Origin of the sequence: Streptomyces tendae, assembly GCF_014650435.1 — a bacterium.
GTDB classification, from domain to species: domain Bacteria; phylum Actinomycetota; class Actinomycetes; order Streptomycetales; family Streptomycetaceae; genus Streptomyces; species Streptomyces tendae.
This window is the reverse complement of sequence record NZ_BMUY01000010.1, coordinates 137,012-153,227: the sequence shown is the minus strand read 5'-3', so window position 1 is coordinate 153,227 and position 16,216 is coordinate 137,012. Positions and strand designations below refer to the sequence as shown.

The following is a 16,216-nucleotide window of genomic DNA, read 5'->3' as shown; positions in this document are numbered from 1 at the left end:
TGCATGCGTGCCGCAGCAGTGCCATCCCGCACCCTGGAGGAGAGCCATCGTGCCTCGTACCGTCAGGGACGTCGTCTTCGTCGACGGCGTCCGCACCCCGTTCGGCAAGGCGGGCCCGAAGGGCATCTACCACGAGACCCGCGCCGACGACCTGGTCGTGAAGGCGATCCGGGAGCTGCTGCGCCGCAACCCCGGTCTCGACCCCAAGAAGATCGACGAGGTCGCCGTCGCCGCGACCACGCAGATCGGTGACCAGGGCCTGACCATCGGCCGCACCGCCGGCATCCTGGCGGGCCTGCCCACCTCGGTCCCGGGCTACTCCATCGACCGCATGTGCGCGGGCGCCCTGACCGCCGTCACCACGGTGGCCGGGTCCGTCGCCTTCGGGGCGTACGACGTCGCGATCGCGGGCGGTGTCGAGCACATGGGCCGCCACCCGATGGGCGAGGGCGTCGACCCGAACCCGCGGTTCGTCAGCGAGAAGCTGGTCGACGAGTCCGCCCTGTTCATGGGCATGACCGCGGAGAACCTGCACGACCGCTACCCGTCGATCACCAAGCAGCGCGCCGACGAGTACGCGGTGCGTTCGCAGGAGAAGGCCGCCAAGGCGTACGCCAACGGCCAGATCCAGGCCGACCTGGTGCCGATCTCGGTGCGCCGCACCAACGAAGAGGCCGGTGAGACGGGCTGGGGCCTGGTCACCGCCGACGAGCCGATGCGTCCTGGCACCACGCTGGAGAACCTGGCGGGCCTGAAGACGCCGTTCCGCGTGCACGGCCGGGTCACCGCGGGCAACGCGGCCGGTCTGAACGACGGCGCGACCGCCTCCCTCATCGCGAGCGAGGACTTCGCCCGCGAGAACAACCTCCCCGTGAAGATGCGCCTGGTCGCGTACTCCTTCGCGGGCGTCGAGCCGGAGGTCATGGGCTACGGCCCGATCCCGGCCACCGAGAAGGCGCTGGCGCAGGCGGGCCTGTCGATCTCCGACATCGGTCTGTTCGAGATCAACGAGGCATTCGCCGTCCAGGTCCTCGCGTTCCTGGAGCACTACGGCATCGCCGACGACGACGCGCGCGTCAACCAGTACGGCGGCGCCATCGCCTTCGGCCACCCGCTGGCATCCTCGGGCGTCCGCCTGATGACGCAGCTGGCCCGCCAGTTCGAGGAACAGCCGAACGTCCGCTACGGCCTGACGACCATGTGCGTCGGCTTCGGCATGGGCGCCACGGTCATCTGGGAGAACCCGCACTTCGAGGGGGACAAGTGAGCACCACCGCAGAGCTGCTGAAGGGTGCGGCCGAGCTGTTCCCCGGCGAGGTCGTCACCAGCGCCCACGTGCGCCACTTCGACCTCCCCCTGGGCGCGGGCCGCTTCGCGCTGATCACCCTGGACAACGGCCACGACCACACCAAGCCGACCACGCTCGGCCCGCAGTCGCTGGCCAACATCGACGCCGCCCTCGACCAGGTCGAGAAGGAGGCCGCGGACGGCGACATCGTCGGCGTCGGCGTCACCGGCAAGCCGTTCATCTTCGCGGTCGGCGCCGACCTCAAGGGCGTCGAGCTGCTGAAGCGGCACGAGGACGCGCTGGCCATCGGCAAGGGCGGTCACGACGTCCTCAAGCGCCTGGCGAACCTCGCGGTGCCGTCCTTCGGGTACTACAACGGCGCGGCCATGGGCGGCGGCGTCGAGATCGGCCTGCACTGCACCTACCGCACGGTGTCGGCGGCCCTCCCGGCCTTCTCCCTCCCCGAGGTCTTCCTCGGCCTGGTCCCCGGCTGGGGCGGCTGCACGCTGCTGCCGAACCTGATCGGCGCCGACAAGGCCGTCTCCGTGATCATCGAGAACAGCCTCAACCAGAACAAGCAGCTCAAGGGCAAGCAGGTCTTCGAACTCGGCATCGCCGACGCGATCTTCGAGGGCGCGGACTTCCTGGAGCAGTCGCTGCTGTGGACGGCGTCCGTCCTCAAGGGCGAGATCACCGTCGAGCGTCCGCTGATCGACCGCGGCGAGTCCTGGGACCAGGCGGTCGCGCGCGGCCGGTTCATCGCCGACGGCAAGGTGCACGGCGCCGCCCCGGCCGCCTACCGCGCCCTGGACATCATCGCCACCGCCAAGAACGGCGACCTCCAGCAGGGCTACGACGCCGAGGACCAGGCCCTCGCCGACCTGATCATGGGCGGCGAACTGCGCTCCGGCATCTACGCCTTCAACCTGGTCCAGAAGCGCGGCAAGCGCCCCGCCGGTGCCCCGGACAAGTCGCTGGCCCGCCCGGTGACGAAGGTGGGCGTCGTCGGCGCCGGCCTGATGGCCAGCCAGCTGGCCCTGCTCTTCCTCCGCCGCCTGGAGGTCCCGGTCGTCCTCACGGACATCGACCAGGAGCGCGTCGACAAGGGCGTGGGCTACGTCCACGCCGAGATCGACAAGCTGCTGGGCAAGGGCCGCATCAACCAGGACAAGGCGAACCGCCTCAAGGCGCTGGTCACCGGTGTCCTGGACAAGGCCGAGGGCTTCGCGGACGCGGACTTCGTCATCGAGGCCGTGTTCGAGGAGATGGGCGTCAAGCAGAAGGTCTTCGCCGAGGTCGAGGCGGTGGCCCCCGCGCACGCGATCCTGGCCACGAACACCTCCTCCCTCTCCGTCTCGGAGATGGCCTCGAAGCTGAAGCACCCCGAGCGGGTCGTCGGCTTCCACTTCTTCAACCCGGTCGCGATCCTCCCCCTGCTGGAGATCGTCCGCGGCGAGCAGACCGACGAGGCCTCGCTGGCCACGGCGTTCGGCGTCGCCAAGAAGCTGAAGAAGACCGCGGTCCTGGTCAAGGACGCCCCGGCGTTCGTGGTCAACCGCATCCTGACCCGCTTCATGGGCGAGATCCAGAACGTCATCGACGAGGGCACGCCGGTGCCGGTGGCGGAGAAGGCGGTGGAGCCCCTCGGCCTGCCGATGTCCCCACTGGTCCTCTTGGAGCTGGTCGGCCCGGCCATCGGCCTGCACGTCTCGGAGACCCTCAACCGGGCCTTCCCCGAGCGCTTCACGGTCTCCCCGAACCTGAAGGCGGTCGTCGAGGCCGGCAAGCGCGGCTTCTACGTCTACGACAGCGGCAAGCCCGAGCTGGACCCGGAGGTCGCCGCGCTCCTCAAGCAGGGCGACACCGTCCTGACGGAGGACCAGGTCCGCGACCGCGTCCTGGACGCGGTGGCCCAGGAGATCGGCCTCATGCTCGACGAGGGCGTCGTCGCCGAGGCCCAGGACATCGACCTCTGCCTGATCACCGGCGCGGGCTGGCCCTTCCACCTGGGCGGCATCACGCCGTACCTGGACCGCGAGGGGGTCTCGGAGCGGGTGAACGGGGGGCGGTTCCTGGAGGCGGGGGTGGCGAGCGTGCCCGCGTAGCGGGTCCGTCGTCGAAGGGGCGCGGGGCGCCCGCGGACCGGCCGTGGCCGGTCGTGCGGGCGTCCCGCGCCCCTTCGTCCGTTCTACCCGTCTGAGGCGGCGAGTTCGGCGATGGCAGCCGTCGCGCGGGCGCAGTTGTTGCGGTCCGCGTAGGCGAAGAAGGAGCGTGCCCGGTAGTCGTACTCCGGCTCGCGGACGCACCCGTTGCTGAGATACCGGATCACTTCGGTCACCACTTCCTCGACGTTGCCGCAGACCGGGCCGAACCCGTCGTACGCGGCTTCGAAGTACCCCTTCCTGGCGTGCTTCGCCCAGTACTCGTCCGGGTCGAACCGGGCGTAGACCAGCGGTGTGCCGAGGTAGGCCATGTCGAAGTGGACCGAGGACCAGTCGGTGATGAACAGGTCGCACTGGCGCAGCGCCGTCTGCACGCTGACCTTGGTCTGGTCCAGGCGCTGCACGCGGGGATGGTCCGGCACCACGCCGTCGATCATGTTCCGCATCTCGTAGTGCGGAAGGAAGTCGAGCACGTAGTCGTAGTGTTCCAGCGCCTCCATCAGTTTCGGGTGGCGGAGCAGCTGCACCATGAATTCGCGGTAGGTCGACTCCCGGAAGATCTCGTCGACCGCGTTCTGGTCGGCGCCGTCCTGTTGGAGGTAGGACGGGATCGTCAGGTACTTGCGCCAGGTGGGCATCAGCAGGACGCGCCTGCGGCCGCGGTCCGGCTGGAGGGCGTCGAAGCGCGGGAAGCCGAGTGCCTTGGCCTGGTCGCCGTAGTGCATGTGCTCGGAGAAGTACTGTGCTTCCCGGTCACTGGTCGCGAAGACCAGGTCCACGCCGGTCCGGTTCCGGTGCAACGCCTTGCTGCCGTCCTCGTCCGTGACCCCGTGCTGGAGGAAGACCCGCCTGGCTCCGATGCGCCAGTTGAGGTGCTTGAGGTACTTCGTGCGGTCCCAGCCGTCGGGGAGCATGTACGAGTCGATGTCGTAGGCGTTGATGAGCAGGGAGGCGTGCAGCATGAGGAGCTTGTGCTTCCAGGAGCTGTGCGCCACCACGTTCCCCAGGCGCTTCAGCTTGGCCCGGTCGGCGCTGCCCTTCTCGATGACGTAGTAGGCCTTGCGGCGGCGCTCGTGCTTACGCAGGTAGGTGAACAGGTGCAGGCTGTTGTCCTGTGCGGTGTCCCGGCGCTCGCCGATCAGCCAGATCTCCTTGCGGCGGTAGAACCGGAGCGTGGCCCGCCGGATGGCGCGGGCGCGCCAGAAGGGTGCCTTGCGCTTCTTCTGGTCCTGGTCGAGTCCCTCCAGGAAGTCCTCCCAGTCCTTGTCCCCGTCCCGGCCCCGCGCCTCCCGCACCACCAGTACGGCGTTGTCCTTGCCCTTCGACAGCGGAAGGACCCAGCGGTCCGCGACCTTCATCGGCCGGGCGCTGCGCAACATCGCCGTGGTGGTCATGCACGGGCGCGAGACATCACGGCCGGAGGTGCAGAAGACCAGCTTCAGCGGGAACTCGCCGTCCTTGAGTGCGCCTGCCGGGACGACCGCCTCGAACCCGCCCCAGGCGAGGTCGTCGCGGGTGGCGAGCAGGTCACTGCGCCAGACCTGCCGCGCGGGCACCATCTGCCCGCTCTTCTCCACCCACAGCTGCAGTCGGTTGCGCATGGGGCGGCCCATCGGGAGTCCGTTGAGGACGAACCGCCCGGCGACGAGGACTCCACCGGACTCCGGATCCGCCTGGATCCGTTCGACGTGCACGCTGGTGGAGGAGACCTTCGTGAGCGGAAGCAGTGCACTCGGCACCGCCACGTCGAGGTAGAGGTCTCCGCCGCGTCCGTACACACCGCCGACGGCCTGGTCCGGGCGGGCGAAGAGCTCGTACCAGTTCATGTACATCGCGAGGAACGGCACCCGGTGGCGGGCGTCGTGGGTGGAGGCCAGGACCGCGTCGGGTGTCACCAGTGTGTAGACGGCACGGGCGCGCTGGAAGAGCTGGTACAGCTCCTCCTCGGGCAGCACCTGCGGCGCGCGCAGGGCGAACCCCTGGTAGCTGCGCACCAGGAACCGGTTGAGGACCTCCTGCCGGTGGCCGGAGAGGCGGGAGCGGAGGGTCATCAGGTACTCCTCCAGGAGGAGGTGGTCCCAGTAGTTCGCCGTACGCTCCCACAGCTTGTCCATCGTGGAGTCCTCGGCCGCGCGCTTGCGGTACTTGTACACCGTGCTCGGCACCATCGCGATGCGATCCGCGAGCAGCATGGCGGGCACCGAGAAGAACGCGTCCTCGAAGTGCACGCCTTCGCGGAACCGGATGTTGTTGGCGCGGATGAACTCGATGTCGAAGAGCTTGTGGCAGGCGCTTCCACCGTGGATCATCTCCGGAATGTTCTCGATTCCGGGGTGCACCTGCACCTGCTTGCCGAAATAGCGCAGCCAGGGCCAGTTGGTCTCCTCCGGAAAGGTCTCCATCCGTCCGATGGTGAGCGGCACCTGCTCCTTGACCGCAGTCCGCCACATGGTTTCCAGGGCGTCTTCAGGCAGGACGTCGTCGGAGTCGCAGAAGGTGATGTACCGGGCGCTGACCAGGTCCATGCCCGCGTTCCTGGCCCCACCGGCCTTTCCCTCCGCGTGCACGAAAGCCCACACGTTGGGGTGCCGTGCCGCGAACTCCGCCGCGATGGCGGGCGAGCTGTCGCTGCTGCCGTTGTCGACCAGGACCACCTGGCAGCGGTCGAAGATCGTCTGGCGGGCCAGCGAGTCCAGGCACTCCGGGAGGTATCTCTCCACGTTGAAGATGGGGACGACGACGGCGACGGCATAGAGGGGATCGAACACGAATGACTCCTGATTTCTGACGAATACCCCATTTCTGGAGCGGGCGTTGGTCAGTGCTGGCTGGACTCGACGACCAGGTGTGCGTTCCCGCCCTCGGCAGTGATCCGCGCGAGGCCGTGGAATCCGTTGACGGGCGGATGCTGGGTAAGGGCCGGGGAGACGGCACAGGGGCGCGAGACGTCCCTGCCCCGGGTGCACACGACCAGGCGCACGGGGAAGGAGCCGGCCGGGAACTGCCGAGGGTCGACGGCGACGCTGAAGACCGCTCCCGCTTGGTCCGGCCGGTCGTGGGAGTGCCCGTGGTTCACCGCCGGGAGGGTCTTGCCACTGCGTTCGAACCAGACCTGCAGTTCCAGCTTGGCCAGCAGTTCGTCGGGGATCCCGTTGACGGAGAAGCGGCCGTGGATCACCGCCGTCCCGCCGTCTCCCGCGGCGACGCCCTCGATCCGGGCCGGGACCGACGTGACCTTCGTCAGCGGCAGCCCCCAGGACGTCCCCGGGTAGTCGACGTAGAGGTCCCCCTCACGGCCGAAGACCGGTCCAAGGACCGACGCCGGACGGTAGAAGAGGTCGAAGTCCCCGAAGTGCAGTGCGAGATACGGGAGCCGGTGCCTGGTGTCGTGCGTGCTGCGCGCGAACTGCTCGGACGTGATCCCCCAGTAGAGCGTGCGGCAGCGCTCGAAGAGCTGTCGACAGTCGGCTTCTCCGAAGACGCGGGGCGCCCTCAGCAGGAAGCCCTGCATGCTGCGGACCAGGAACCGTTCCAGCGTTTCCTGCTGGTACGGCGTGAGTGTCTGGCGCATGGCCGCGAGGTACTCCAACATCACCAACTGGTCGGCGTAGTTCTGCGGAAGGTCCCAGATGGTGTCCATGACGGAGGTGCCGTCACCGCGCCTGCGGTACTCGTACACGGGAGCATCGACCAGCGCGATGCGCTCCGACAGCAGCAGCGCGGGTAGCGAGACGTAGGCGTCCTCGAAGGCGGTTCCGGTACCGAACCGTATGCCCTGGGAACGCAGCAGATCGAGGTCGAAGATCTTGTTCCAGCAGGACGCCGAGTGGATCAGGTCGGGAATGTCGACGACGCTGCTCACCGTCTTGACGTTCTTGCCGAAGTACTTGTGCCAGGGTGCCTTGACCGGCTTCGGAACGTGCTTCTCCCGTCCCACGACAACCGTGGCCCTGCTCCTGACGATGGTGTTCCGGAGCACTTCCAGGGAACGCTCGGGCACGACGTCGTCGGCATCCCAGAAGGCGATGTACGGCGTGGTAGCCATGTCCATGCCCAAATTGCGCGCGTCCCCGGCCCTGCCCTCGGGTTGGGCGACCAGGTCGACGTTGGCGTGCCGGTCGGCGAACTCGCTCGCGATCACCACCGACTGGTCGGTGCTGCCGTTGTCGACGAGGATCACATGGGCACGCGTCAACGCCGTCTGCGCGGCCACCGACTCCAGAAACGCGCCGAAGTGGTTCTGGACGTCACGGAACGGCACGACGACTGTCACGTCACGGTTGGCTTGGGACATACTTCCTCCTGGAACACCACATCAATGCTTCGACCCCCGAACGAGGCTGTCGATCGCTTCCGAGGCCCTCACATTGTTCTGCCGGTCCCGGTACTCGAAGAATTTCTCCGCCCGTCGCAGGTACTCGGGCTCCCGCACACAATCTGCCCACATGTAGCGCACCACTTCGGCAACGGTCTCTTCGACGGTTTCACACACCGGCCCGAATCCGTCCCGGCGGGCGTCGAAGTATCCTTTCTGGTAATGCCCGTCCCAGTATTCGTGGGCATCGAACTGCGCGTAGACCAAAGGCGTGCCCAGGTATGCGACGTCGAACGCGGTGGACGACCAGTCCGTGATGAAGAGATCGCAACGTCGCATGGCATCCTGCACGCTGATCTCGTTCTGGTCGAGAATCCGGACCCGCTTCCGGTCCGGCACCATGTCGCCGACCATCGCGCGCATTTCGTAGTGCGGCAGGAATTCCAGGGTGTAGTCGTACCGGTCGAGCGCGGACAGCAAGTCCGGGTTGCTCAGGAGGCGGACCATGAAGTCCCGGTAGCCGGAGGCCAGGAACCGGTCGCGCGCGGCCTGTCGCGCCTCGCGGCCACCGCCGTCACGGCTGTACGAGGCGACGGTCAGATAGGCGCGCCACGTCGGCATGAACAGGATCGTGCGACTGCCACGACCGGGGGTCAGCGCGTCGAAGCGGGGGAAACCGCTGACCGACACCTGCTCCTCGTAGCCGAGTTCCCGGGACAGGAACCGCCCCTCGTCCCGGCTCACCGCGAGAATGAGATCGACACCCGTGCGGTTGCGGTGCAGGCCCTTGCTGACGTCCTTGTCCGTCACTCCGTGCTGCAGGAAGACCCGGCGGGCGCCCACGCGCCAGCTCAGGTGCTTGAGGTAGCGGGTCCGGTCCCAGCCGTCGGGCAGCATGTACGTGTCGATGTCGTAGGCGTTGACCAGGGCCGCGGCGTGCAGCATCAGAAGCTTGTGCTTCCAGGAACTGTGCGCGACGACGTGTCCGAGCCCGGCCAGGTGGGCCCGGTCCGGGCTGCCGGCCCGGATCACGTAGTACGCCCCGCGCCGCTTTCCGGCGGTGCGCACATGGCGGAACAGATGCCAGCCGTTGTCCTGCGCGGTGTCGCCCCGCTCACCGAACAGCCAGATGTCCCGCCCCAGGAACAGCGGCTTCAGCGGCTTCGTGAGCAACCGGATCAGGCGCTGCTTCCAGAAGGGCCGGCGGCGCAGAACGTGTTTGGCGTCCTTGGCGAGGAGGCCCCCCAGCACGCTGCGTCCGCCGAGTCGGCCGGCCGTCCGCAGGACCATCAGGATCGCCCGGTTCTTCCCCTTCCAGTGCGGCACCACACGTGCCCCACCGTGTTCGACGACGCGTGCCCCGCGCAGGTAGCCCGCGGCGACCAGACACGGGGTGACCGCCTGGCCGCCCTCGGCGTCGACGGCGAACTCCAGGTCGTGCACGCCCTGGCGCAGGGAGCCGAGGGGCAGGTCCGCGGTGAAGCCGCCCCATTCGGTGTCCGGTCGCGTGTTCCTCATGTCCCGGCGGCGGACCTGGGTGGCGGGAACGCTGAGACGGCTCCCGCGTACGCGCAGGCTCAGGTGCCCGTCCAGCGGCCGGACCAAGGGCATGCCGCCCACGTCGAACCGCCCGGAGAGCCTCAGCACTCCGGTTCCCGGCACCTGTCGGACGTGCTCGAGGTGGGCGGTGAAGGGCGTGGCCCGTGCCAACGGGGCCAGCCGGTCCGGAAGGTCGCCGAAGAGGTGGGCGCTGCCGTCGCGCACGGAGAGCTTGCCCAGTCGGGACGCACGGTCCGCGAAGAGAGCGAAGTCCCCGGTGGCGAAGGCGAGGTAGGCCACGCGGTGACGGGCGTCGGCGGTGGCCCTGAGGACCAGATCCGGTTCGACGTCCTGGTAGACCGCACGGCACCGCGAGTAGATGTCCTCCAGTTCGGCCCCCTGGAAGAGGTCGGGAGCCCGGAGCGCGAAGCCCTGGTAGCTCCGGACCAGGAAGAGGTCGAGCACGGCCCGCGAGAGATCGGGCAGGCCCCCGCGCATGCGGTGCAGGTACTCCACCAACTGCAGGTGGTCCCAGTAGTTCTGCCGCCGCGTCCAGATGGCGTCCATGGTCGAGTTGCCCGCGGCACGCTTGCGGTACTGGTAGACGCACTGGTCGACGAGGGCGAGGCGGGTGGCGAGTACGAGCGCGGCCACGCCGACGTAGGCGTCCTCGAAGTGGACGCCTTCCGCGAAGCGGATGCCGTGGGAGCGCAGGTAGGCGAGGTCGAAGAGCTTGTTGCAGGCGCTCGCGCTGTGCACCAGCTCGGGCATCTCCGCCACGCTGCCGAACGTGCGGTCGCCCTTGCCGAAGTATCCCTTCCAGGCCCAGTTGGTCGGCTTGGGGAAGGTCTCCATCATCCCCACCACGACCTGGGCGCCGGTCGTGGTGGCAGCCTCCAGCATGCTTTCCAGCGCGGTGGGCGGCAGGATGTCGTCGGAGTCGCAGAAGGTGATGTGGGCGCCGGTCGCGCGGTCCATCCCGAGGTTGCGCGCCGCCCCGGCGCCCCCGCCGCGGCGCACCAGCACCGTGATGTTGGGGTGCCGACGGGCGAACTCGGCACAGAGCCGGTAGGAGCCGTCCGTGCTGCCGTTGTCGACGAGCAGGACCTCACAGCGTTCGAACACCGTCTGCGCGGCGATGGAATCCAGACATTCCTGGAGGTACTGCTCCACGTTGTACACCGGCACGACCAGCGTGACGTCATAGGCGTTCATGCGCGGTGGAGCTCACTCGCAGGCTCGATGGCGTTCTTGCGGTCCGCCACTTCATAGGGGCTGGGCACCGGGAAGTAGGCCCTGAGGAAACGATCCAGCATGATCCGTTGCGCCTCCGGGTCAGCCGCTTCCACCGTGTCGTTCAGGCAGAAGGTGTCCATGTTCCGGTTGGCGAGGAGCGTGTTGAGGCGCCGCTCGGCGAGATCCGCCGAGAGGTCGATGTACCGGTACTGGATCTCCCCCACCGTGGCCCGCGCCGAGTGGTACGCGAAATAGTGGTGCAGCGAGGAGGCGATCGGCACGTCGTCGGGCGAGCGGAAACGTGAATACTGGGTGGCGGCATGCTCCTGGACGAAGGTCTCCTCGATCTCCTGCAGCACACTCCTGCGCAGCGCGTGCGGGGTGTGCTTCATCTTCTGGGAAATGGCGGTACCGAATTTCTGGGCGATGAGCCAACGGCTGTTCTTTCCCGCGGCATTGACCGGAAGGTCCTCCGGGGAGGCGGCTCCTCCCGGTATCAACGCGGGCGAGGTGAAGAACTTGGTGATGCCGTTCGGGTGGAAGAAGTGCGCGGGCGTGACCGGCCGACCGAAGAACACGTCGTCGTTCAGGTAGAGGAAGCACTCCGAGAGTCCCGGGATGTGATGCAGCTGACTCTCGATGGCGTGCGAGTTGAACGTCGGCAGGGCGGCAGCCTCGGAGAAGACCTCCCGGTGGTCCACCACCCGGAGGTTGGCGTGCTGCGTCTGGAGCCAGGACGGCACCTGGCCCGCCGTCACGAGGTAGATGTTGCGTACCCAGGGTGCGTTCTGGTGGAGCGACCGCAGTGAGTAGCGCAGTTCGTCGCGGCTGGTGAACCGCGAGTCGTTCGCCGCCTGCTCGTGCAGACCGTCCACGGAGAACCCCCGGCGCACCCGGTCGCGCGACGCCCGCCAGACCGGGTCCGAGTCGTCCACCCAGGTGTAGACGACGTCGATGGGGAACTGGTGGTCCTCGGGGAGCGGCACGGCGAACTCGGCCAGCGTCCGGGCCTTCCCGGTGCGGTACGCCGGGGGTATGGGGCTGAAGAGGCTCTGCGGCGCGGACTTGCGCGCGGCGCTCACCGGTACCGCGTCGATGACCCGGTTCGGCCGCGGAGCATGCAGCTCCCCGTCCCGCTCCGTCCACATCTCGATGTCGCATCCGCTGGCCGCACCGAAGACCAGCTGCTGGGTCGGGTCGCACACGTACCAGGCGACCCTCAGCACCTTGTGGTTGCGCAGCTGCCGCCAGGACCGCTCCTCGTCGCCGGGCTCCATCCGGGCCTCACTGCCGGCGGCCGGTCCCACGTAGCCCGGGGCCTGGGCGAAGGCCAGCCGGAGCATCTCCTCCACCAGCGAGCGGGATGCGGCGGGGACGGCGACGGCGGGCAGTCCGCTGTTCGTGCCGCGCACGCAGAAGTAGTCGATGCCCGCCGACTCCAGGACGGAGACCACGATGTTGAGGTTGCGGGCCCGGGCGGCCCAGTCCGTCGCCCCCTCGACCAGCAGCGCACGCATGTGGCGACGGCCCACCCGGACGACTCGCCGGGAGTGGGCGGGGCTGTGCCGGGGGGCATTGCGCTTGCCCCCCATCGCCCAGACCACCGCGGCCGAGCGTACGGAGTCGGCGGCGGTGAGCGAGGACTTCACCGCCTTGCGGACGGGGGTCGGCACCCCGCGGACGATGCGCCGCCTCGCGCCGGTCGGGACCGCAGACCGGTACGCCGAGACCAGCGCTCCGGCTTCAGGGTTGTCCGAGCCACCCACGAGGCATCCACCATCCGTACCCAGCAGCGCTGCCCTCCCAAGGGCATCCACACCTCGCTGTGTGGCGCCTTGGATCAGAAGAAGCACGCATTCCCAGACACGGGGGCCCATCACCCCCGATTCGACTACGATCGCCACACACCGGCAATCCATCAAACTTTCACATAATGGTTTCCTAAAAGTCCAGATCAAGACAGCCGGCAGACAGGTTGTGGCGCGTGACGATCGCCACATGCAACGGATACAACCATTTGCCGCTCTGGACTTTCAGCGCAACATGCTGTAGGGGTGCGCGCTCAACTACTGGGCAGGCGGCTCCAGTCGGAGAGGGTCAGTCCCGGCTCCGGCCGCTGCCTGTTCACCAGGACGGCGCCGTCCGCGGCGACCATCGCCATGACGATCCGGCCGTGCCCGTCCAGTGCCAGCGCCGGAGTACCGACGCAGGCCAGCCCGGTGTCGGTCCACCACAGCCCACCGGACTCGGCACCGGTGCCGCACACGCCCAACACGGCCGTTCCCGTACGTCCCTGGTGGGCGAGGACCGTGCAGTCGTAGCCGTCGACGGTGGCACGGAGGGTGGCGTGGGTCCCCTCTCCCGGCGCCCCGCCGGCTGGAAAGGCCCACTCACCGGGTCGCTGCGCGTAGACACCCGTGCCGCTCTGCTCGGACCAGTAGGCGGTGAACACCCCGGGCGCGGTCTCGAGGAGCGCGGCCGAGCCGGGTACGGGGGCCGGGGTGAGATCCTGCGCCCGGCGAAGATCCGCCCCCGGTTCCGTCTGCACCCAGTGCATGACCGAGCGGTGTCCCGGCGCGAGCAGTTCGACCAGTCCGACCGTGTTCGCCGCGGCGCTCAGTCCGCCCGCGACCGCGCCGCCGCGCAGGTCCTTCCATGTCTCCCAGGCCCCGCTCCTGGCCTCGCGGCGCAGCATGACCCCACCGGGGCCGCCGGAGACGAAGACGTGGACCGTGCCCTGCCCGTCCACGGCGGCAGCCGGCGCACCGAGGCTCGCCGCCTCCCTCGGATCGCGGAAGGGGTTGCCGAGGGAACGCCAGTCGCCGAGCGTCCGCCCCGTCTGGTACTGCACGGCGTAGACCAGATCGGCTTTCGGTCCGTCACCGCCGGACCGTTCCCTCCGCCCGATGAAGTGCGCGTAGCGGTTGGCTCCCTGGGCCACGGCGAGGCACGTCAGCCCTTGGACGGGGAAGAAGTCCGGCCCGCTGAAACGGGCACTGCCCACCGCGGTCTCGGTCCAGCGGTGCACACCGCCTTCGACCAGCGCATACGCACTGAGGCGGTCGTCGTGCCCACGCAGCAGCCACGACCCCGTGGCCACGGACGTCACGGACACGCGCTGAGGCCGCACCTCGGCCGCGACACCGGTTCGGGCCCCCCGGTCCACCGCCTGCGCACCTCTGCCGCGCATGTGTACCGTCCCCTCCCACGCCGGTCCTGGTGTCCACAGATGACTCCAGAATTCGCCACATCATACGCACGACCGAACAGGTGTCCCAGTGTCCTGTCGGGGCGCACACCGGGCACATCGGTCGTACGCGTGCTCGATCGGGTGTCTATAGTTCAATGCCAACCAAGCGTCAGCCGAGCAGCACCGACCCGGCCCCTCACGGGAGCGGCCAGCTGCTCCTGCCCTCTGGGCACGAGTTGCGAGGACCCGCCGTGAGCCACGACCTGAGCACCCCCGTGCCGCCTGCCCCTCAATCGCCGAGCGAGGGGCGCGGGAGCCGAAGAGCCGGGAAGAACCGGAAGAAGAAGCGCCGGACCGGCCGTAACATCCTGCTCGGCCTGGCCGTACTCGTCGTCGCCGCGGCCGGTACCGGCTACTGGCTCTACAGCGACCTCAACGGCAACATCAACGGCGTCGACATCAATGACGCCATCGGCAAGGACCGGCCGGAGAAGCTCCCCACCTCCGGGCAGAACGTCCTGATCCTCGGCTCCGACTCGCGCGCGGGCGACAACGCCGAACTGAACACCGGCAAGGTCGCGGGGGCCCGTTCGGACACGGCGCTGGTGATGCACATCCCCGAGGGGCGCAAGGAGGCCGTCGCCGTCAGCATTCCGCGGGACACCCTGGTGACCCGGCCCGAGTGCACCAAGCCGGACGGCTCCGAGGTGGCCTCGGCCGAGCGTGTGATGTTCAACTCCGTCTACTCGCAGGTCGGTCCGGCCTGCGTGGTCAAGACGGTGGAGAAGATGTCCGGGGTCCGCATGGACCACTACGTCGAGATCGACTTCGCGGGCTTCAAGGATCTGGTGGACGCGATAGGCGGCGTCACCGTCACCGTCGACCAGGACATCCACGACAAGTCCAGCGGGCTCGACCTGACGGCCGGCACGCACAAGCTGAACGGCACGGACTCACTGGCCTTCGTCCGCACCCGGCACGGCGTCGGTGACGGCAGCGACCTCGGGCGGATCGGGCTCCAGCAGGAGTTCATGATCGCCCTGCTGAGCGAGATCAAGAAGCAGGACCTCCTGGGCAGCCCGACCAAGACCTACAAGATCGCGGACACGCTCACCGCGGCTCTCACCACCGACTCCGAACTCGCGTCGCTCACCGCGCTCGCGGACTTCGGACGCAGTCTGAACGGGGTGGACCCGTCCACGATGGAGACCATCATGCTGCCGGTGGCGTACGACAAGATCGACCCGAACCGGGTGGTGGCCGCGGAGCCGCAGGCGTCCACGCTCTGGAAGGCGATCCGCAGCGACGAGGACATCCCGGAGTCGGCGAAGAAGTCCCCTGCGGGCGGCAAGACTTCCTGACCCTCGGCCGGTCGGTCCGTCAGGGAAGAACCCCGCTCCCCTGACGGACGACGGTCGCTCAGACCGCCTCCCACGCCCCCAGCGCCAGCCCCGCCTCGTCCTTGCGTCGGGACAGCAGTAGCTGTCCGCCCGACGGGGACAGGGTCGCCGCCACCAGGCGGGCGTCGGCGTCCAGGGTCAGGGAGACGGTCGCGTCGGACGGCAGGGCGGGGCCCGACTCGGTCCAGGCCGCGCCCATCTCCTCCAGTTCCGTGGGGTACGCGGCGAAGGCGACGCGGCCGCCGGCGGCCGAACGCTGGGCGAGCAGCGTGCAGTCGTGGCCGTCTATGACGGTGCGGACGGCAGCCACGGGGCCGGGGCCGACGGCGGTCACCAGGGGTACGGGCTTTCCGCCGGGACGCCAGGCGCACAGCTCACCCGTGCCGGCGTCGGTGAAGAAGACCGTGGTGTGCTCCGCGGAGGTCGCCAGGGCGCGCAGGGTGCCCGGGCGGACGGCCGCGTCGAGACGCTCCCCCAGCACCGGTCGCGCGCCCGGCTTGTCCTGGCGCCAGTGCAGGATGCCGCCCTCGACGGGTGCGTACACCTCGACCAGGCCGGAGTCGGCCGTCACGGCCGCGGGCGACTCCTGGACGCCACGGCCCTTCAGGTCGCGCCACGGCTCCCAGCCGCCCTTCTCCTGCTGGGCCACCATGCTCAGGCCGCCGCCCCCGTTGCGGACGAAGACGTGGGCGCGGCCCTGCGCGTCGACCGCGACGGCGGGGGTTCCGGTGCGGTCGCCCTGCTTGTTGGGGTGGCCGACCGGCTGCCAGTCGAGGGGCGCGAGCAGCGGGCGGAAGTGCGTGGTGTGGACGAGGGTGCAGCGGCCGGCGCCGGTGGGGCGCCAGGCGACCAGATGCGTGTAGCCGTCCGGTCCCCGGCCGACCGCGAGGCCGCCGTCCGGGCGCAGTTCCTGGTCGCCGCCGATGCGGCGCGGGGCCTCCCAGTGGCCCGCGGGCGCGCGTTCGGCACGCCACAGGGCGGCGTCGTTCGACGGGAGGTACACACTGAGGCGGCCGTCGCGGCCGAGGAGAAGCCAGTCGCCATTCACCGCATCACTCTAAGCGGGACCGTCGGCTCCGTGTCGGT

The 16,216-nt window shown here is 69.1% G+C and carries 9 protein-coding genes; 3 read left to right on the top strand and 6 right to left on the bottom strand.

All coding sequences use genetic code 11. The features are described from left to right. Positions 1 to 49: 49 nt before the first annotated feature. Together IE258_RS25850 and IE258_RS25845 are read left to right on the top strand one after the other, a co-directional pair. Positions 50 to 1,267, top strand: a complete 1,218-nt coding sequence (locus IE258_RS25850) for a thiolase family protein (RefSeq protein ID WP_159328994.1) — start codon at positions 50 to 52, stop codon at positions 1,265 to 1,267. Further along, entirely contained in the window at positions 1,264 to 3,393 is a 2,130-nt protein-coding gene (locus IE258_RS25845; protein WP_189747230.1) for a 3-hydroxyacyl-CoA dehydrogenase NAD-binding domain-containing protein, read from the top strand. Before IE258_RS25850 ends, IE258_RS25845 begins: the two co-directional genes overlap by 4 nt. A gap of 83 nt (positions 3,394 to 3,476) precedes the next feature. On the opposite strand, the gene IE258_RS25840 is transcribed toward IE258_RS25845, so the two are convergent. The 5 genes from IE258_RS25840 to IE258_RS25820 form a co-directional block, all read right to left on the bottom strand. Next, entirely contained in the window at positions 3,477 to 6,218 is a 2,742-nt protein-coding gene (locus IE258_RS25840) for a bifunctional glycosyltransferase/CDP-glycerol:glycerophosphate glycerophosphotransferase (protein ID WP_189747228.1), read from the bottom strand. Positions 6,219 to 6,268: 50 nt separating this feature from the next. Further along, entirely contained in the window at positions 6,269 to 7,744 is a 1,476-nt protein-coding gene (locus IE258_RS25835; RefSeq protein ID WP_189747226.1) for a glycosyltransferase family 2 protein, read from the bottom strand. Between the two features lie 21 nt (positions 7,745 to 7,765). Next, positions 7,766 to 10,519 (bottom strand): bifunctional glycosyltransferase/CDP-glycerol:glycerophosphate glycerophosphotransferase, encoded by a 2,754-nt coding sequence (locus IE258_RS25830; protein WP_189747224.1) that lies wholly within the window; start codon positions 10,517 to 10,519, stop codon positions 7,766 to 7,768. Beyond that, the gene (locus tag IE258_RS25825) at positions 10,516 to 12,213 is read right to left on the bottom strand and encodes a stealth family protein (protein ID WP_506417436.1); all 1,698 of its coding nucleotides are present in this window, start codon (positions 12,211 to 12,213) and stop codon (positions 10,516 to 10,518) included. Before IE258_RS25825 ends, IE258_RS25830 begins: the two co-directional genes overlap by 4 nt. A 389-nt stretch (positions 12,214 to 12,602) precedes the next feature. Then, entirely contained in the window at positions 12,603 to 13,655 is a 1,053-nt protein-coding gene (locus IE258_RS25820; RefSeq protein WP_229892418.1) for a PLL family lectin, read from the bottom strand. Between the two features lie 326 nt (positions 13,656 to 13,981). On the opposite strand from IE258_RS25820, the gene IE258_RS25815 reads away from it, so the two are divergent. Continuing rightward, positions 13,982 to 15,091: an LCP family protein gene (locus IE258_RS25815; RefSeq protein WP_229892417.1), complete on the top strand. Its 1,110-nt coding sequence runs from the start codon at positions 13,982 to 13,984 to the stop codon at positions 15,089 to 15,091. 58 nt (positions 15,092 to 15,149) lie between these two features. Here the strand turns inward: IE258_RS25815 and IE258_RS25810 are convergent, their stop codons facing one another. Then, positions 15,150 to 16,178, bottom strand: a complete 1,029-nt coding sequence (locus IE258_RS25810; RefSeq protein ID WP_189747215.1) for a PLL family lectin — start codon at positions 16,176 to 16,178, stop codon at positions 15,150 to 15,152. Between the last annotated feature and the right edge of the window lie 38 nt (positions 16,179 to 16,216).